At 35.5% G+C, this 19,897-nt stretch carries 13 protein-coding genes; all 13 read right to left on the minus strand.

Annotated elements, in window-relative coordinates:
• Window positions 1-6: 6 nt before the first annotated feature.
• The 13 genes from ACTXGU_RS14530 to ACTXGU_RS14590 all read right to left on the minus strand — a co-directional run bounded on the left by ACTXGU_RS14530 (window position 7) and on the right by ACTXGU_RS14590 (window position 19,841).
• Window positions 7-2,757, minus strand: a complete 2,751-nt coding sequence (locus ACTXGU_RS14530) for a GTP-binding protein (RefSeq protein ID WP_443482242.1) — start codon at window positions 2,755-2,757, stop codon at window positions 7-9.
• A 1,113-nt stretch (window positions 2,758-3,870) separates the two neighbouring features.
• Window positions 3,871-4,962: a histidinol-phosphate transaminase gene (hisC, locus tag ACTXGU_RS14535; RefSeq protein WP_443482243.1), complete on the minus strand. Its 1,092-nt coding sequence runs from the start codon at window positions 4,960-4,962 to the stop codon at window positions 3,871-3,873.
• Window positions 4,963-5,521: 559 nt separating this feature from the next.
• Window positions 5,522-6,934, minus strand: coding sequence for an amino acid permease (locus tag ACTXGU_RS14540; protein ID WP_443482244.1), 1,413 nt, complete (start codon window positions 6,932-6,934; stop codon window positions 5,522-5,524).
• A 524-nt stretch (window positions 6,935-7,458) separates the two neighbouring features.
• On the minus strand, window positions 7,459-8,793 hold the full coding sequence (locus tag ACTXGU_RS14545; protein WP_443482245.1) for an MFS transporter: 1,335 nt from the start codon (window positions 8,791-8,793) through the stop codon (window positions 7,459-7,461).
• Between the two features lie 601 nt (window positions 8,794-9,394).
• Window positions 9,395-10,231, minus strand: coding sequence for a YitT family protein (locus ACTXGU_RS14550; protein ID WP_443482246.1), 837 nt, complete (start codon window positions 10,229-10,231; stop codon window positions 9,395-9,397).
• Between the two features lie 219 nt (window positions 10,232-10,450).
• The gene (locus tag ACTXGU_RS14555; protein ID WP_443482247.1) at window positions 10,451-11,884 is read right to left on the minus strand and encodes an aldehyde dehydrogenase family protein; all 1,434 of its coding nucleotides are present in this window, start codon (window positions 11,882-11,884) and stop codon (window positions 10,451-10,453) included.
• Window positions 11,885-11,898: 14 nt separating this feature from the next.
• A complete protein-coding gene (locus tag ACTXGU_RS14560) occupies window positions 11,899-12,639 on the minus strand; it encodes an amino acid ABC transporter ATP-binding protein (RefSeq protein WP_443482256.1) in 741 nt (246 codons plus the stop codon).
• A 4-nt stretch (window positions 12,640-12,643) separates the two neighbouring features.
• Entirely contained in the window at window positions 12,644-13,351 is a 708-nt protein-coding gene (locus ACTXGU_RS14565; protein ID WP_443482248.1) for an amino acid ABC transporter permease, read from the minus strand.
• Window positions 13,352-13,404: 53 nt separating this feature from the next.
• A complete protein-coding gene (locus tag ACTXGU_RS14570; RefSeq protein WP_443482249.1) occupies window positions 13,405-14,262 on the minus strand; it encodes a substrate-binding periplasmic protein in 858 nt (285 codons plus the stop codon).
• A gap of 55 nt (window positions 14,263-14,317) precedes the next feature.
• Window positions 14,318-15,667 carry a 4-aminobutyrate--2-oxoglutarate transaminase gene (gabT, locus tag ACTXGU_RS14575; protein ID WP_443482250.1) on the minus strand — a complete coding sequence of 450 codons (1,350 nt, stop codon included), beginning with the start codon at window positions 15,665-15,667 and terminating at the stop codon, window positions 14,318-14,320.
• A 243-nt stretch (window positions 15,668-15,910) separates the two neighbouring features.
• Window positions 15,911-16,597: a GntR family transcriptional regulator gene (locus ACTXGU_RS14580; protein ID WP_443482251.1), complete on the minus strand. Its 687-nt coding sequence runs from the start codon at window positions 16,595-16,597 to the stop codon at window positions 15,911-15,913.
• Window positions 16,598-16,819: 222 nt separating this feature from the next.
• Window positions 16,820-18,205 carry an APC family permease gene (locus ACTXGU_RS14585; protein ID WP_443482252.1) on the minus strand — a complete coding sequence of 462 codons (1,386 nt, stop codon included), beginning with the start codon at window positions 18,203-18,205 and terminating at the stop codon, window positions 16,820-16,822.
• A gap of 262 nt (window positions 18,206-18,467) precedes the next feature.
• Window positions 18,468-19,841 (minus strand): putrescine aminotransferase, encoded by a 1,374-nt coding sequence (locus ACTXGU_RS14590; RefSeq protein WP_443482257.1) that lies wholly within the window; start codon window positions 19,839-19,841, stop codon window positions 18,468-18,470.
• Window positions 19,842-19,897: the final 56 nt, after the last annotated feature.

Consider the following 19,897-nt stretch of genomic DNA (forward strand, 5'->3'; position numbering starts at 1 on the left):
ACAAGATCATTTTTCCTCTTGAAAAACGCTTGCTGTTGCCAACTTTGATGCACTTGTTAACCAATCATACTGTAATAATTGAAGCTCAAAAAGCCTTAGTGGATCATGGAACATCTCTGGGTTGTTTTTTAATTTTTCTAATAAGCTTTTGTTATCCTTTATTTCTACTACTTTTTCCGCAATTGTTTGCTGCAGCACGCTTTGTGGATTTTTAAAGAACATGTTAATGTCACTATCTATTCCCTTTTCAAAAAATTCAAACGGGACAGTAAATGTATTGGAAACTGAAGCTGCCACTTCAGAAAAATCTTCTGTTTCAAGAAATTTTTGATATTTTGAATAAAGCATTTTTTTATTTTGCGGAATACTTCCTAATAATTTCCCGGCACTTTTTAATAAAACTTGAGAAGGTTTAAATCGCAGCAAAATATTTTGGTGATCAACAACAATTCCACTTGTCAGACGACGAGCGTCTCTTTTCCAATCATTAAGTACGGTAAAATCACCTATTAATTCCATCTGCTGATTTTCATAAAGATCATTGAATCCTTCACATAGCTCCTGCAAATACTGTTGGCTGTTTGTAAATTCTTGTTCCGATAACTCAATCCATCCAGCTATTTGATCATGAAGATTCGGTAACAGCGTGTTCTGTACATATTGATTAATCCGCTTATTCATTTCATCATTTAACTGAACATGTATTTTTCCAAAGTCACTATCTTCCTTCACCATATCTTTACATGATTGCAGCAACTCCGGAATATCTTTCATTATTTGTTGTGTGACAACTCTCTTTAAACGATGAAATTCCTCCGTTATGACATTAGCTTTTTCCGCTTCCATATCACTCAATTGGTTGCTTGCACCAGTTAATTTACTAACAATTTCTTGATACATCGTCAACGTGTCGCTTATGCTATTTTCCAAATCTACCCGTTTATCAAGTAAGTTTGTGATAAGGTCTTGAATTATCGCAATGCTTTTTGCTGTTCTCTCTTCTTTCATCCGTCTATCAGAAAAATGCCTTTGATAATAGCTGCTTATCTTAGCTAAGTGATTCCCTCTATCTTCTTGCTGTGAATAGATAAAGATTTCACTTGTTGGAAAATAGTGCTGAATAGTAGAGGTTGCCTTTTGCAATCGCTTTGTTGCAACCATTTCGTTATCTGCATCTTCCATATAAATTAAAAACTGAATAGTAAGCTGTGGAACTTTCTCTTGCATCTCTAATAATTTCTCATGTTCATTATTTCGAAATAATGTTCTATCATTTATTACATAGACTAGACTATCTGCTAACAACCCATACTCTGCATATTGTTCGTTAGGGTAAAACGGTGCAGTCGTAATGATCCAGTTATTTTCACTTAAAAATGGAGATGGAGTATATAAGTCATATACTTTTATATCATTTTGATGATCTGTTACAAGTAATTCATCGTAAAAATTAGATAAATTGTCAATTGTATCATCTTCTTCATCTGTAATTTCCTTAATTTCCAAATAATCATGCTCTTTAATAGCCACTAGACTAGTAGTATCTTCCGTTAAAATTGCTGCTCCAATCAGTTCATTTATATATTCATTTACACCGCTTTCAGGAGCTCCAACGATAAAAAGATGTGAAGCTTTCGATGGAATATATTCGATGACTTTTTTGGCAAATTTCTTATCTATTCGAATATCATGGTTATCTGCCCAATTTAATATATCTTGAAAAAGTTGTATAAATTGTGATAACTCAACATATGTTCCTGATATTTGGTTAATCCGAGCTTCTGCTTTCGCCACATATTCACCTTGAATGGTATATGGAAACATGTCATTCCATGCTAATATATACGATGCAGCAACCATTTCTTGCTGGCCTTCCGCAATCGTAAAGTAATTGCTTAAAGCAACTGATGCAATACCTTTTATGTCTTTAATAGGATACACACCGCTAATTAATGTGATATATGTTTTTCCTAATTGAGCAGGAAGTTCTCCCCATGGTTCAAATGAATCAGCCAGTATTTTATTAAATAATAGATTAAATTCTTTTAACCAAGTTAAATAATAGCTTGTATTTTCGTATTTATTCCATATAGATAAAACCAATCGTTCAAATGTTTGCTGATCTAACTTCTGTGCATGATCTAAACTAGTGATGAAATAGCCCGGTTCATAGTTTGCAGTTACCCCTAAATCGGCATAGTTTATTAGAGATTCATACCATTTTAATGATTCCGTTCTTGCCCCTTCCTTCATAGCTAACTCTACCGCTTCATCCCAATACTTTTGTTCTTCAAAATATGACCGTGCAAGCAATGTCATATTATTATAGTCTGGATGGCTTATTATTAGCTTCTTAATCGTAGCCAGTGCCATTTCATGGTTTCCTTTTTCTATGTAAAGAGCAAATAATTGTAAAGAAATTTCGACGTTTAATAAATCAGAGTCGGAAAGAATCGCTTTATAAATACTTTCAGCAGTAGGTAATTCTCCTAATGCCATATAGGCATCCGCTAAGTTTTTCTTTGCCCATGGCTCTAATTCATTATTAATATTTTCCCATTTAAAAATAGCTGCTTCATAATCTTGATATTGAAAATAAAGTTCACCTTGTGCAAAGCGAATAGAAGTTAAATCCGGAATATTTTTGCTTTGTTCTGATCTATATAATTGCCCTAACACTTCAATAGGAAGTTCCTTTCTATCCTTTGTGTATCCTTCATAATATAGTTTATCTATTAATTTTTTTTCTAAAGTCATAAACTTCCTCCTGTCATCCCTGTTAGAACTTACTATTCAGCAATATTGTATCGTATCCCTTTTCTTTCATTGTAGCAAAAGGAATTTCCTGCTTTATTGCGGAAATAGTTCATTTTTGTTACAGTTTTTTTACTTCGGCATAGAAAAGAGAAAGCAAAACCTGTCAGCATATTGTTAGCGTACTTTAATATCGAGGGCTTCTTCTAGTGGCTATATGCCCGTTCTCATTACTTATTGCTTTTTTCACGTAGGTCTACAGTCTAAATTTTAGGCTATTTTCGTATAGATGGTTATTATTTAACCCGCAGCCTGAATACACTTCGCTTTCCGCGGACGAGCGCCGAGGCTCCTCGTCGCTATGCTGAGGTTACTGAAAAAGTGGATGCTATCAAATATAGATAGTGACAATCCAAGTACTCAGAGGTTTTCGTTCGGTTATCCGAGGCTTACCACACGCTTTCCGCGGGGCGAGCGCCGAGCCTCCTCGTCGCTTTGCTCCTGTGGGGTCTCGCCTGTCTCGCTAATCCCGCAGGAGTCGTACGGACGCCTCTCCTAACCAACATGATAGTCGTTCCCAAACTATATATACCATTTTTATCCAACTAAATATAAGAGCTTTATCTATTATTTATATAATAAAACACTTCTTCAGTGGCCTCGCTATGCTCCTGCACAAGTCTTGTCTTTCTCGCTTTTCCCGCAGGAGTCTACGTGTATTCAGGCTGCTCAGTGTTTCAACCATGTTTATTATTTTATTCAAAAACAACAAACTTTTAGAAAACAGCCAAAGTTTATTAATAAAAGAGAACTAAAGACATAGATATGAAATCAAACGATCTTTTCATTTTAAAATTGCACAGTCGATTAATCATACAATGACAAAATCGGCAAAAAGGCAAGTTACTTAAAGTAACCTGTCTTTTTGCCGATTTTATTTACGAAGAATTTTTGGAACAACCATTAAATGATGATCGTTTTCAAATTTTTTTAAAAATGCAATAGTAATCTCAATAGAAAAATCCTTTATTAGGTTAGAATCTCCTTCTATTCTTTGTTAGATGGTGGAGACGAGGGACGAGTCTCCATTGGAGTTTTGTATGTTTCTAAATGAATTTATCCAATCAAATTTTGCAATGCTTTAATAAACTCTTCATTCTCTTGCTGACTGCCAATAGAAACGCGAATTGTATGGTCGTAGCCAAGCAAATGACCTGAACGAATGATAATACCTTGCTTTAACAATCCTTCAAATATTTCTTTTCCAGGCTGATTTAGCTTAATCATGATGAAGTTGGTATGGGAAGGAAAGAATTCTAATCCCATTTTTGTTAATTCCGTTTCTAAATACTTTCGACATTTTTCATTCTGAGTCGCGCAATATTCTACAAAATCTTCATCTTCTAAAGAAGCCAACGCAGCTGCTTGTGCTAATCGGTTTGTATTAAATGCATCTTTTACTTTCACTAATTCTTCGATGATAGACGGATGCATAATGCCATAGCCAATACGCAAGGATGCTAATCCATAAACTTTTGAAAAAGTGCGAAGAATGACTAGGTTGGAATTTGTCTGAAGAAAAGGAATCGTTTCTAAATATTCCTCGTCATTGACATACTCATAATAAGCTTCATCGATAACTAGCATAATATGTTTAGGTACATCGTTAATAAAGTCTGCTAATTCTTGTTTTCTCACGATAGTTCCTGTTGGATTATTTGGATTACAAATGACAATCATTTTCGTTTTTTCTGTAATCGCGTTATACATAGATTGTAGGTCATGAACACCATCCACTAGAGGAACAAGCACCGGGCTACCACCTTCAATTAATGTGTTCGTTTCATAACGAGGAAAGGTAACATCAGGCATAATGACTTCATCGTTTGCATCTATATAACTTTTTGTCAACAAACGAATAATTTCGTCAGAGCCATTTCCGATAATAATCTGATCCTTCTCTACCTGCAGTTTTTCAGCTAATTTATTAGCTAATGCTGGTGCTGTCATCTCAGGATAAAAATGCGTTTGATCCATTTCCGATAGCATCGCTTCCTTTGCTGATGCTGAATATCCATAAGGATTTTCATTCGATGCTAATTTAATGATTCTTTCAAGCCCTAATTCGCGCTGAACCTCTTCAATAGGCTTTCCTGCCACATATGCATGTATATTTTCAAGATTTTTTTTAGCTGTAATAGTAGTCATAAGATTATTCCTCCATTTAATGTAATTGTAATTCATTTTCCATATTCATTTTTCACTATACTCATAATAGAATATGCTCCACTATTTTTACATACAAAAACGTAGGATGTTTTCAATATTATTTTACATTTAAAATATATTAATCTATTTTTTTATTCGTTTTGTAATAACGAATAAAACACATCTCTACAAAAGAAAAACAGCTCTCTATCGTAAGAGAACTGCTTTTTATCTATGAATATTATTAACAATCATTCCATCCATTTTTTCTCTAAATCTTTAAAAGCACCTTGCAATTTATATACTTACTTTCCTTAATAAATCATTACATGAAAATAAAAAATGGCTCTTTACGTATAGATTGTTGTTAAACCCGCAGCCTGAATACACTTCGCTTTCCGCGGACGAGTGCCGAGCCTCCTCGTCGCTATGCTCCTGTGGGGTCTCGTCTTTCTCGCTTTTTCCGCAGGAGTCTACGTGTATTCAGGCTGCTCAGTGCTTCAACCTTGTTTATTATTTAATTCAAAAACAACAAACTTTTAGAAAACAGCCTAAAAAATTATGCCACTTGATCTTTATTTTCCGCTTTCCCTAATTCACTATTTTTTCTTCCATAAACCAAATAAACAAATAGACCAATTACCAGCCAAATACAAAAACTTATCCATGTATAACCTGGAAGCTGAATAATCAAAAATCCGCAAAATAGAACCGATAAAATTGGAACAACTGGTACAAACGGTACTTTAAAAGGTCTTTTTAATTCTGGCTGTGTTTTTCTTAATACAAGAATTCCAATGGATACAACAATAAAGGCAAATAATGTTCCGATATTTGCAAGCTCAGCCAATTTGTTCAATGGAACACACCCTGCAAAAACAGCTACAATAGCACCAGTAATTAGTGTATTAGAAATTGGTGTTTTCGTTTTTTTGTTAACATTTGATAAAACCTTAGGCAATAGCCCATCACGACTCATTGAATAAAACAACCTTGTTTGAGCATACAGCATGACAAGCAATACTGTTGTGATCCCGACAATCGCACCGAGAGAGATAAATCCAGCAGCCCAATCTTGCTGAATATATTGCAGGGCAAATGCAGCTGGGTTTTTTACATTTAATTCTGTATATGGGACAATTCCAGTAAGAATCGAGCTGACAATGATATAAAGAACGGTACAAACAGCTAGAGAAGCAATAATTCCTATTGGCATATTGCGCTGAGGATTCTTTACTTCTTCCGCCGCTGTAGCAACAGCATCGAATCCTAAATAAGCAAAGAATACAGTAGCAGCACCAACCGCAACTCCTGAAAAACCAAATGGCATAAAAGGTGTCCAATTTTCTGGTGTGACATAATTAAAACCTACAAAAATAAATAAAAGAATAACACTAACCTTTACAATAACCATAATGGCATTAAATCTAGACGATTTTTTTACACCGCTAATGAGAAGCGTGGTAATAAGAAAAACAATAAAAATAGCTGGCAAATCAATATACGTTCCTTTTTCAGGATTGTACGCACTCGTTAAGGCTGTTGGCAGATGTATCCCAAAACCTGAAAGAAGCCCTTGGAAATAACCAGACCAACCACTTGCAACAGCTGAAGAAGCAAGTCCATATTCTAAGATAAGATCCCACCCTAATATCCATGCAAGTAACTCCCCAAATGTAGCATAGCTATAAGTATAAGCACTTCCAGACGTAGGAACAATCGAAGCAAATTCAGAATAACAAAGGGCTGCGAATAAGCAAGCAAGTCCAGATAATACAAAAGAAATAACAAGTGCCGGACCTGCATGTAATGAAGCAGCTACTCCTGTTAATACAAAGATCCCTGTTCCAATAATCGCTCCTATCCCAAGCATTGTTAAATCAAAGGCACCTAAATCTTTTTTTAAATGAGATCCTTTGTTGTTTGCTTGAGACAATAATAAATCAATCGACTTTTTTCGAAAAAGATTCATATACTTTCCTCCAGTTAAAACATTAATGTTAGGTTTTCTAACTCGATATTCAATCCGAATTCATTCATTTTTTCGCTAATTGTATTATTTCCCATGAATAAATCAGTGTAAAAAAACTTTCTCCTTCCTTAGTTCTTAAATAATTTTCAATATTCTTTTTAATAATATTAAGTTATTAATAATGTTATTTATATAATAAAATGTATTTATTTTCATAATAAAAACTTCTATTTGTATAAAAATAGAGTAAAATATATTCAAATTAAACATTAGTATTTTATGGATTGCACCACAAACCCAATTATTTACATGCAAACAATATTCATCCACTAAAAACAATCTTCTCTTTTTATTAATTATTTCCTAAGATTCTCGCAGTTTTATTGACAAATAAAGACGAATATCCGCATTTCCCGATGTAACCTTTCCTCACATTCACCTCTAGTTTTTAGAGCCCTAAAAAGGCAACAAAATAAAATTGGTGAGTAACCAAAAGGGCTACCCACCAATAAGTAATTCTATATTTAAGATGATTTACCAGTTTCTAGCTTTTGTTCCGTCTCCAGCTCAGCTTCTATTTTGGAGCCTTTTGAAGATTCACCCATACGCCAGTAGACAAAAAAGCTTACTGCAATACAGGCTGATACGTAGAAAAAGAACAGTGATTCAGATCCAATGCTTTTTAGCCATAAGGCGATAAATTCGGCAGTTCCACCAAAAATCGCAACGGTAAGACCATAAGGAAGACCTACGCCAAGTGCACGAATTTCCGTTGGAAAGAGCTCAGCTTTTACAATTGCATTAATTGAAGTATAACCTGTTACAATAACAAGCCCAATCGTCATAAGAACAAAAGCAACAACGGGACTGGTTGTTTGTTTCATCAACATGAATAAAGGCACTGTTATCAATGTTCCTAAAATGCCAAAAGTCATTAATAATGGTCGGCGTCCAATTTTATCAGACAGCATACCGCCAATAGGTTGAAGTACGACAAATATTAGTAAAGCAATAAAGTTAATCCAAGTAACAACACCTTTGTCAAGTCCTACAGAATTCACCATGAATTTTTGTAAATAAGTTGTGTATGTGTAGAAAGCAACTGTTCCACCAAGTGTTAGTCCTACAACTGTTAACACAGCCTTAGGATGCTTCATTAGCGCTTTTATCGTACCAGCATTTTTTCTCTCTTTAGAATCCATCTTCTTAAATTGTTCTGATTCATCCATTGAGCGGCGCAGCCATAAAACACTTAACGCTCCTATTGCTCCAATGATAAAAGGAATACGCCATCCCCAAGACATCATATCTGCTTCGCTTAGGACGTTCTGAAGAATGATTTGCACTCCTAATGCTACCATCTGTCCAGCTACAAGCGTAACATATTGGAAACTTGAGTAGAAACCTCGACGACCGCTGCTAGCCATCTCAGATAGATAAGTTGCGGAGGTTCCATATTCTCCTCCTAAAGATATCCCTTGAAGCAAACGTGCTATAACAAGAATAATAGGAGATAGCAAGCCAATAGAACTATAATTTGGTGTAACGGCAATAATTAAGGAACCACTAGCCATAACAGTAATAGAGAGTGACAGAGCGGCACGGCGGCCATAACGGTCAGCATAACGTCCCATTAACAAGCTCCCTAATGGACGCATTAGAAAACCAACAGCAAAGATAGCAGCCGTATTAAGTAGTTGACTTGTCGCGTCTCCTTCAGGAAAAAACTGGGATGAGAAATATATGGCAAATGCAGAATATACATACCAGTCATACCACTCGATTAGATTTCCAACTGAACCTTTAAAAATATTACTTGTAATGCGTTTAGTGTTTGCAATCTCAGAAGTGTTAGCCATTATCAAAACCTCTTTTCTTTAAAATAAATGGTTTTGGTGTAAAATTTACAACCGGGTTTTAACGTTTCATTCCAACTTTAATAAAGTGAAACTTCAATTAGTGGGGTATTATTGCCCGTTCATACGGGATAAAAAGCTACAAAGTTTCTTACTTAACCCTTCTACAAAATAACCTCTAGGAGCTTTATGTTGTATTCTATTTAAGCATCCTGTATAAAGAATTAATCCACAACGATTTTCCATATTAAATGAGAGTTTATTGCATCGATTATAGATAGAGGGGAGTGAAAAAATGAGAGTTAATAAAGTTTGAAACTTATTTTGAATATTATAATACTAGAAATTACCCATCTTTTTATGTTGAATTTAGTAGAATCTTGTAGGAACCAAACTTTTTTGAGTTTATCATTAACTCTGACTTTTGTCTAGAGAAGTTCAACTAAATTTATTCAACATAGATGTACAAAACATACAAATCTCTTAGAAACACAGCATATTTAAAAGGAAGAGAAAACACATTCCCTCCCTAAAAGACAACTACCTTATACTGTGGAATATTTATGAAACAAGATCTTTCAGGTAGTACATGTGTACCAGTCCATTAATCATCAACATCTTTCCATCTCTTCCCAAACACTTCATGAACATTATTAAAAATAATAAAAGCGTTAGGGTCGATTTTAGTTACAATTTTTCTTAGTTTTACCGTTTCTTTACGACTAATAACACAGTAAATAACTTCTTTCTCCTGTCTTGTATATCCACCTTTTCCATTAAGAAAAGTTACTCCTCTTTGCAATTCAGCTAGTATTTGTTTTGAAATTGCTTCTGGCATTATCGACATAATAGTGACGGCTTTTGCTGCATAGGAACCCTCTTGTATGTAATCAATTAGCTTAACTCCAACAAAAACAGCTAAAATCGTGTACATTGCACCTTCCAAATCTAAATAAACTAAAGATAGCAGCAAAACAACCGCATCAACAATCAGTATCGTGCTCCCCATGCTCCAACCAAAATATTTTTGAAATAATCTCGCGATGATATCTACACCATCGGTCATGCCACCAAATCTGAATACGATGCCTAAACCTATTCCAACTGCTACTCCCGCATATATCGATGCCAGCAGCTTATCATCCATTACAAGGGAGCATTGTTGGAAAATAGTTAGAAAAACAGACAAACATACCGTTCCTACAATAGTGAGGATAAAACTTTCCCTCCCCATTATTTTCCACCCTATCAACAGCAAAGGCATATTTATGAAGATGCTCGATAAGCCCGGATCCCAGCTGAATAAGTAATTAAGGATCAGAGCGATCCCCATAATGCCGCCTTCTGAGAGTCCATTTGCAATATTGAAATAGTTTACCCCCCATCCCACAATGGCTGATCCTAACATAATAAAAAAGATATTAATCGACCAAGTTTTCATATATACCTCTCATTCTAGTTACTAATTATCGATATTTTATTATATAAATCTTATATTCCTTTAAGGTGACTTCAATATGACTGACTATCATTCATTATACTTTATAATCAATTATTTTTACAATCCCTCGTAGGGAAAAGAGGATAATCGAAATTGCTTGATAAAACAAAGGATAAGGAAAAACTCAGAGCGATTACTATCGCTCCGAGTTTTTATTCATTACTTCAAGTTAATTCCAAGAAATTTGAGTTTTGTCATTTCTTCGATTGCATAAGGAACTCCCTCTAAACCGTTCCCGCTTTTCTTAACGCCGCCATATGGATAATTATCTTGACGAACAGTTGAGACATCGTTAATCCAAACTCCGCCCGTCTCCAATGAATCAAAAAGTCGGAAAGCACGTTGGATATCAGAAGTAAACACACCGGCCTGCAATCCATAATCCGAGTCATTTGCGGCAGCAATCACTTCTTCTTCTGTTTCAAAAGGAATAACCGTCACAATCGGGGCAAACACCTCTTGGCAGACAACCTTCATAGAAGGATTTACATTTGCGAGCACAGTTGGCTCTAGAATTGTATTTATACGCTGGCCACCTGTAAGTACTACTGCCCCTTCTGCCACTGCTTCATTAATCCAATCCTCTGCTCGTTTCGCTGCATCTTCTGTAATTAACGGACCAATATCGGTCGTTTCCTGGGATGGCTCTCCCACTTTTAACGTTTCAATCTTTGGCAACAATGCATCCAAAAATGAGCTATACACCTCTTTATGAACGTAAATACGTTGAACAGAAATACATGCTTGTCCGGCGAAGGCAAATCCACCTTTTACCACACCTGCTGCTGCCGCTTCTATATTAGCATCTTCAAAAATAATATTCGGTGAATTCGATCCCAGCTCTAAAGTGACCTTTCGATTGCCAGCCATTTCTTTAATCTTAAAACCAACCGGACCACTGCCTGTAAACGTCACATTCTTAACATATGGATGTGTCACTAACGGAGGGACAAGTTCTGTTCCTAGTCCATTTACTACATTAATCACCCCGTCTGGAAGACCGGCTTCTTTCATTAATTGCACTAATTTCATCGCAGAAAGCGGTGTTTTCTCTGCTGGTTTCAAGACTACTGTACAGCCAGCAGCTATAGCTGGCCCAAGCTTATGGAGCACAAGATTTAAAGGAAAGTTAAATGGCGTAATCGCAGCTACTACTCCTACCGGAATTCGTTTCGCCAACCCAATTTTTCCTTCCCCGCCTACAGCCGAATCCATTTTAATCAGCTCTCCATCGTTCCGCTTTGCTTCTTCCGATGCAAAACGTAATACCATCACAGCACGAGCCACTTCTCCTCTCGCATCCCGAATCGGCTTCCCTGCTTCTTGACATAACAATTGAGCAAACTCTTCTGTACGTGCTTCCAATAAATCGGCAGACTTACGGAGAATATCCGATCGTTGATGTGCTGGCATGTTTTTCATCGTGTTTTTAAAAGTATGTTGAGCAACGTTAATCGCTTCTTCAAGATCATCCAATGTAGAAAAATCAACGATCCCTACTAGCTTGCCATTGTATGGGCTGAGTACCTCGTGCTGTTTACGTTTATCCCCTTTTAATTCTTTTCCATTAATAAACGATCCAATATGTATCATTTCTTTCCTCCTAATTAATGTCCAACCTTTTTAATAAATGATTTAGTCCGTTCATGCTGAGGATTGTGGAAAAATTCCTTTGGATGCCCCTCCTCTACAATTACTCCGCCATCCATAAAAATAATTCGATCACCAACTTCTTCAGCAAACTTCATCTCATGAGTAACTAAAACCATGGTCATCCCTTCCTCTCCAAGACCCCGTATAACATTTAAAACTTCCCCGACTAATTCAGGATCAAGCGCAGACGTAGCTTCATCAAACAACATGACTTTCGGCTCCATCGCAAGCGCACGAGCTATCGCCACTCTTTGCTGTTGTCCTCCAGAGAGTTGGCTAGGATAATGATTCATCCTTTCTTCTAATCCTACTTTTCTTAAATATTTTTCTGCTGTTTCTCTAGCAGCTTCCTTTGACTTTTTTCGAATTTTGATTTGAGCTGCCATGACATTTTCTAGCGCTGTCATCGTAGGAAATAAATTAAACCGCTGAAAAACCATGCCGACTTCAGTTCGAAGCGAAGCAACATGTTTTTCATTAAATTTCTTTTTCGGTTCTACAAAATAATGTCCTTCTATTTTTACTATTCCAGATGTCGGGATTTCCAGATAGTTGAGGCAGCGTAGCAGCGTTGATTTTCCGGATCCCGAAGGACCAATTATTACAACCTTCTCACCTTGTGAAATCTTTAAATCAATTCCCTTTAAAATTTCATTAGATCCAAAAGACTTATAAAGCTGTTTTACTTCAATTATAGGTTTACACATGACGCATCAATCTCCTCTCCATCATACGAACTAACTGTGACAAAGGTAAGCTTAAGATAAGATACGCTGCAGCTAAAATCGTATAGGATTCAATTGTTAAAAACGTTTGAGAGGCGTAAGCTTGAGTACGAAGCAATAACTCATTCACAGTTATAAAAGCTAAAAGAGAGGTATCTTTAATCATCATGATCACATAATTTCCTAAGGTTGGAAGGGCAATTCGGGAAGCTTGCGGAATAACAATTGACCACATGGCTTGACGATTGGTATATCCTAGAGCTAAAGCTGCTTCTGTTTGCCCCTTATCTACTGAAATAATGGCTGAACGTATAACCTCTGATAAATAACAACCATAGTTAACACCTAATCCAACCATACCCGCTACAAATGGGCTAAGATTAAATTGATATTCTGGGCTCCAGATTTGTCCCACTAATGTGATCAGCAATGGAACTACATAGTACATATACACTAATTGAACAAGTAAAGGAGTACCGCGAATAATTTCTAACACTATCACTAATAACCCATTTAAAACTTTTATTTTCGAAATTCTTCCTAGTGCAATTAAAGTTCCTAATAGAAGGGCCAAAGCAAAACCAGATAAAGTTGCACCTAGTACAATCCAAATTCCTTCCCATAAAACAGAACTAAGCTCTCGAAAAGCTGTTGCAAAATCTAAATTCTCTATTACATTCATTCCATCACCTCTTTAATAGAAGAAAGGGAAGGATATTCTCCCCCCTCCCTCACTTATTTTCCTGCAGGAACAAAATTATCTTCGTTTAGTCCATACTTTTTAAGGACTTCCAAGATAAAGCCTTCTTCTTTTAAATTATTCAATTCTTTGTTTACCGCTTCTAAAAGCTCTGTGTCATTCTTTCTTACTGCAGCTCCAATATTTCCAGCGGCTTCTGCTTTATAAGGAGAAACTAATTTTATGTTTAAAGATTGATCTTTTGTGATACTGTACCCTGCAACTGCACTATCCGTAATACAAGCATCAATCTTTTTCGTATTTACCGCTAATAATAGTTCAGCCTGAGAACCAAAGACTGTAACCTCTTTGATTTTCCCCTCTTTTTGCAGCTTTTGTGCAAATTCAAGAAAAGCTGTACCCTTTTGACCACCAACAACTTTATCTTTTAAATCATCAAGGCCTTTAATAGGAGAATCCTTTAAAACGACAAGTGCTTCACCTTCTGTATACCAAATATTTGTAAAATTGACGATTTTCTCTCGTTCAGGTTTTATATACATTCCGTCCGTTACCATATCAATATTTTTATTATTTAATTCGAGTAACAAATTCTCAAATTTTACTTCTTTCATTTCAACCTTTGGTATACCAAGGCGTTTCCCAATTTCTTTCATAATTTCAGCGTCTATGCCGCTAAATTCCTTTGTATCTTTATCAATAAAGGCAAAAGGTGCATCATTAGATGAACCAACGACCAATACCCCTTTTTTCTTTGCTTCCTCTAAAGTATTACTGACTTTAGTAGAATCATTGTTTCCATCTGAAGAAGCTTTTTCATTTGGACTCCCACAGCCTACTAAAATAATCGAAAGAATCGTTGCTAATAATAATAGTTGAAACTGCTTTTTCATATAAATTCCCCCTAATAGTAAATAATGAATCTACAAAAATCAGACTAGTTTACTATCAAACAGTGATTCGCTTCCCAAGTGTTTCCTCCACTACCTGTTCAAGCACACTTAAACCTTCTTCAAGCTGCTCATTTGTTATCACAATCGGCACTAAAACACGAATACAATTCCCAAATATTCCCGCATTTAAAAGAATGACACCTTTTTGTTGAGCAGCACTAATAATTTGACTAACAATCTCTTTGTTCGGTTCTTTTGTCACAGGATCCTTTACAAATTCAATCGCCACCATAGAACCTAATCCGCGTACTTCGCCGATTTCTGGATACTTTTCTTTCCATGAGTTAAATCTGGTAGTTAAAAGCTTTCCAATCTTTTGAGAGCGTTCATTTAACTTTTCTTCTTCAATGATTTTAATAACCTCAAGAGCCGCTACACAACCAAGTGGACTTCCACCATATGTACCCCCTATTTCACCCGGGTTCGGAGCATCCATAATTTCTGAACTTCCAACAACAGCAGAAATAGGAAGACCAGCCCCAAGGGATTTGGAGATTGTGATTAAATCTGGTACAACATCAAATTGTTCAATCGCAAACATCGTTCCAGTACGAGCAAAGCCTGTTTGAATCTCATCTGCAATAAATAAAATCCCATACTTTTCACAAATTTTCTTTAGACCCTGCATAAAACTTGCAGATGGAACAATAAATCCTCCTTCTCCTTGAACTGGCTCAATAATAAGAGCGGCGATTTCCTCAACTGGTGCTTCAGAAATAAAGAAGTTTTCTAATCGCTGCAGCATTTCTTGATCCAGTTGTTCATTCGTCATACCTTCCGGCTTGCGATAGTAATAAGGATGACCGATCTTATACGTTTCTGGAGCAAATGGTCCAAATTCGAATTTATATGGTTTTACCTTACTCGTTAACGATAAAGTTAAAAGCGTACGTCCATGGTAACCTCTTTCGAAAGAAATAATCCCTTTCTTTCCTGTATATTTACGCGCAATTTTAATCGCATTTTCAACCGCTTCAGCACCACTATTCGCAAAAAAAGCTTTCTTCGCGTGATCACCAGGTGTAATTCGAACTAATTCCTCTGCTAACTTTACATAAGGTTCATACATCATGACATTAAAACAAGTATGGATATACTTATCTAATTGATTTTTTATAGCTTCTACCACTTGAGCAGGTCGATGTCCTACATTTAAGGTACCGATCGCCCCAGCAAAGTCTAGAAAAGTATTGCCATCAATATCTGTCAACAAAGCACCTTCCCCTTGCTCTGCAAATGACAAAACCGTATTAAACGGTCCACGAGGGACAACTGCCTCTTTTCGTTTTAATAATTCCTTTGACTTAGGTCCTGGTATCGTTGTTTTCATTTGAATAAATGACATTTTAAATCCTCCTTTAGTGCACAAAGATTTTATATAATTTATTTTTTTAAATAAAGCTTCTTCTTAATACTATATTTAATAGAAAGTGATTTCTGAAAATAGAACGAACCTATTAGTGTACAATTTTTGTATACAATTTAACTAAAAAAAATAGAGGTTCTTCCTTGTTAGAAGGTGTTCTATTTGAATAGAATATAACACCCCTTTTAGGGTACAATTTTTGTATACAATAGTTCCCAAAAATCAAGTATATTTCTCTATAATTTGGTTAATTGAAAGGGAAGAAGTAAATTTCTTCGAAAAATCGATATCTTTTGTAATCATTGGAATATGATGATAAGCAAGCCTTTTCGCTTCCATTGAATTTTTGGCTTTAATAGCTTCATATAATAAAACATGTTCATTATATACATCAAAGCAATGATCATCTGAAACATCATAAAATGTTAGAATAATGTGAGTTAAAGAAATTATTTTCCTAAGACTATCAAATAAATATGGATTTCCAGAAGCTTCAATAATTTTCATACGAAATTGTTCAATGATAGGAAGAGCTTTTTTAGGTTCATTTTGTTTATAAAGCTCAAGTTCTTGATCTAAACAATTTTTAATAAATTTCAATTGCTGCGTGGTTGCATGAATAGCTGCTAAAGCTGCCGCTTCTGGTTCTAAAATTTGACGAACAAAAAAGATTTGTTCCGCTTCTTTTGGATCAGGACAATATACAAACGCCCCTCGATTTGGAATCATCACAATTAAGGAATCATATTTCAAACGTTGTAATACAGCTCGAATAGGCGTACGACTTACTCCAAAAGCTTCAGCAAGAGAAGTTTCAATTAATTGCGTTCCTGGTAAAAGCTCTGTATTAAAGATGGCCTTTCTTAAAATTTGATAAATTTCTTCTTCACGTACTTTTAATTGTTGCAATATTATACCTCCCTCTGTAAATCTAGGTGAAAAACACAACTTTACATAGAGAATTCAACTCAAATATGGTCGTTATCTTTAAGACATTCTACGATTACAATCTCTAATTCATTTTTGTATTTTGATGAAGTAAATCTGTTTGTTAAAAGCATCATACCATGCTCGTTTATTATTATCAGAATATTTGTAATATTTTCTAACATAGTTTTTTTTAATTTTCTGTTACATTGTTTTTATATCCACATCAATTTGGCTTGACGGTTCAAGCTCATCCATTTCATTAAAGCTGATTTTTCCAGGGTTAACTTTAAAGAATTTTGTGATAATTAGAAGGTAAACAAACCCTATCACAGCCCAGCTAATCCCTACGATGAAAGAATTTTTTTCAAGATTTAACCAAAGGATTGCAATAGCTCCAGCACCTAAAAGAGGCATGATAATGTAATTAAATAATTCTTTTGTCGTTTTATGTTTTTTCTTTCGAACTGCAAAATGAGCGATAACGGATAAGTTTACAAAAGTAAATGCAATTAATGCACCAAAATTAATAAAGCTAGTAGCCGTTCCTAAATCAAAAAAGATCGCTGACAAGGAAACTAAACCAACTATTAATATATTTAAAACAGGCGTTCTTAATTTAGAATGAACATATCCAAATACTTTTTTCGGGAGAATATGATCACGACCCATAACATACAGTAGCCTAGACACACTAGCATGGGAGGAAATCCCTGAAGCGATTACCCCTGCCAGTCCACCTGCTAGAAATACCATTTGAAAGAATACTCCACCCATATATAGAACAATTTCAGGAGAGGAAGCTTCTGGATTTTTAAAATCTGATGGACTCGGAAAAACAGATTGAATAAAATAGGCTGTTACCGTAAACATAATTCCACCTATAAGAGCAGTCAGAAAAATAGCTCGGGGAATTGTTTTTTTAGGATTTGGCGTTTCTTCTGACAACATCGCAACTGCGTCAAAACCTAAATAAGAGAAGCACATCAATGTTGCACCTGCAACAAGGCTCGATATATCTAAGCCTTTTTCATAAAAAGGCTGCAAAGAGAAGAGTGCACCGGTACCCTCACCGTTAAAAAGACCTTTGATTGCCACACTAATAAATAGAACTAATATGATAATTTGAAACAAAACAAGAAAGGTATTAAAATTAGCTGTAAAATTGACGCTTCGTAAATTCAGCAATGTTGTAATGAAAACAAATCCAACAACCCATATCCATTCAGGAAGGCTTGGGAAAAGGGAATGTAGATAAATTTGAAAAATCAAGGCATTCACCATTGGCAAAAATAAATAATCCATTAACGCAGACCATCCAACTACAAACCCTATATGAGTGTTCATTGTTTTTTGCGTATATGTATACGCTGAACCTGCTGTCGGAAACACTTGAATCATTTTTTTATAGCTGACAGCTGTTAACAGCATTGCAACTAACGCAATTAAATAGGCTAATGGGACATGTCCATTTGTAAGTTCAGACGCAATCCCAAACGTATCAAATACAACCATAGGGGTCATATAACCTATCCCCATTAATACAATTTGCCATAATTTCAATGAACGTTTTAATGTAACATTTTGCACGTATCTTCCCCCTTTAAATTAAAAGCTGAATATTATGAAAATTTATCTTGAAATAAGTAATTACGTAAACTATGAATGAACGTCAATCACTATCAGGGATAATATAAAAAGTTTTTACAACCTCTTAATGACTGACTTTCATTCATTTGTTCCTAATCTAAATATATCAATTTTCAAAAACTTGTCTTGTGTTTTGATAGATTTTCTAACATTGTTTTTCACTTAACAAAGGAGCATTAGTTTAATATTAACTAACTTATATTTAAATTTGTTCTAGTACTTTCTTAAAGCTGCTTACTACATGATCTACTTCTTCTTTTGAAATCGTTAAAGGCGGCTCGATACGAATAGTTTTTGAGTTTACAAGGGTTCCTGCTACTAAGATACCTTCATCAAACATTCCTTTAGATAATGCGTAGCCGACTTCATCTTGGTGAAACTCAATCCCAATCATCAATCCTTTTCCTCTAATTTCCATCACTTTATTTTCATGACCTTTGGCAGCTTCTTTTAGTTCATTTAAAAAGTATTCTCCTATTTCAGCAGCACGTTCCGGTAAATTTTCTTCTATTAATACGTTAAAAGTCGCAATCGCTGCTGCACAAGCAAGCGGGTTTCCTCCAAACGTAGTTGTATGCATAAATGGATTGTCAAAAAGACTTTTAAAAACATGCTCTTTCGCAATGATGGCACCAGCTGGCATTACTCCACCACCAAATGCTTTCGCTAAACATAAAATGTCTGGTACAACCTCATATAAATCAGCGGCAAACATTTTTCCTGTTCTTCCCATTCCTGTTTGAACCTCATCAAAAATAAGAATAGCATCATACTGGTCACATAATTCTCGTACTTGTTTCAAATAATTCTCAGGAGGTAGAATAATCCCACCTTCACCTTGGATTGGTTCAAGAATAACTGCTGCCACATCTTCACCTACTAATGCACATGTTTCAAATGTCTTTCTCATCATGTCGATATCTCCAAATGGAACATGACGGAATCCCGGTATTAATGGCAAAAATGGCTTACGGAACATCCCTTTTGCTGTACCTGATAAGGAGCCGAGACTTTTTCCGTGAAAGGATCGAGTAGTTGAAATAAATGTCGTGCGATCGCTATACATTTTAGCTAGCTTTAGGGCAGCCTCCACGCTTTCCGTACCACTATTCGTAAAGAAAGAATATTTTAAATCTCCAGGCGTTACATCCGCTAGAATTTTTGCAAGCATTGCACGAAGTGGATCCAATAAGTCTTGACTATGTAATGCTTGGCGTTTTAATTGGTCTTCAACCGCTTTTACTACTTTTGGATGGCGGTGACCAACATTGTAGATTCCAAAACCACCTAGGCAATCGATATATTTTTTCCCGTTAACATCTGTAAAGCATGAACCTTCATCTGACCATTCTACTGCAGCAAATTGTGTATCAATCGTTACTGTTTTTCGATATTCAAGAAACCCTGGGTTCACATGGTCTCTAAAGCCATTAACTGTTTCTTGTGTTATCCAAGCAGCTTCTTCTTTTGTCACGTCTTGTTTTTCAATTAACTGAAGAACTTTCTGAATATACTCATTCACCTGTGTGTATTTCTCATCCGCATTGTTTTTTACTTCTTTTACTGTTGTACTCATATTAATCTCTCCTCTTATTAATAATTGTCTAGCCCCAGTCCATTCGTCGCTAAACG

The sequence above is a fragment of the Niallia sp. 01092 genome, from assembly GCF_052318935.1.
Taxonomy (GTDB): Bacteria; Bacillota; Bacilli; order Bacillales; family Cytobacillaceae; genus Niallia.

Excerpts from the sequence above, each read along its gene's own strand:
- ACTXGU_RS14530 (WP_443482242.1), bottom strand. The coding sequence starts at position 2,757 with ATGACTTTAGAAAAAAAATTAATAGATAAACTATATTATGAAGGATAC.
- hisC (WP_443482243.1), bottom strand. The coding sequence starts at position 4,962 with ATGACTACTATTACAGCTAAAAAAAATCTTGAAAATATACATGCATAT.
- ACTXGU_RS14540 (WP_443482244.1), bottom strand. The coding sequence starts at position 6,934 with ATGAATCTTTTTCGAAAAAAGTCGATTGATTTATTATTGTCTCAAGCA.
- ACTXGU_RS14545 (WP_443482245.1), bottom strand. The coding sequence starts at position 8,793 with ATGGCTAACACTTCTGAGATTGCAAACACTAAACGCATTACAAGTAAT.
- ACTXGU_RS14550 (WP_443482246.1), bottom strand. The coding sequence starts at position 10,231 with ATGAAAACTTGGTCGATTAATATCTTTTTTATTATGTTAGGATCAGCC.
- ACTXGU_RS14555 (WP_443482247.1), bottom strand. The coding sequence starts at position 11,884 with ATGATACATATTGGATCGTTTATTAATGGAAAAGAATTAAAAGGGGAT.
- ACTXGU_RS14565 (WP_443482248.1), bottom strand. The coding sequence starts at position 13,351 with ATGAATGTAATAGAGAATTTAGATTTTGCAACAGCTTTTCGAGAGCTT.
- ACTXGU_RS14570 (WP_443482249.1), bottom strand. The coding sequence starts at position 14,262 with ATGAAAAAGCAGTTTCAACTATTATTATTAGCAACGATTCTTTCGATT.
- gabT (WP_443482250.1), bottom strand. The coding sequence starts at position 15,667 with ATGTCATTTATTCAAATGAAAACAACGATACCAGGACCTAAGTCAAAG.
- ACTXGU_RS14590 (WP_443482257.1), bottom strand. The coding sequence starts at position 19,841 with ATGAGTACAACAGTAAAAGAAGTAAAAAACAATGCGGATGAGAAATAC.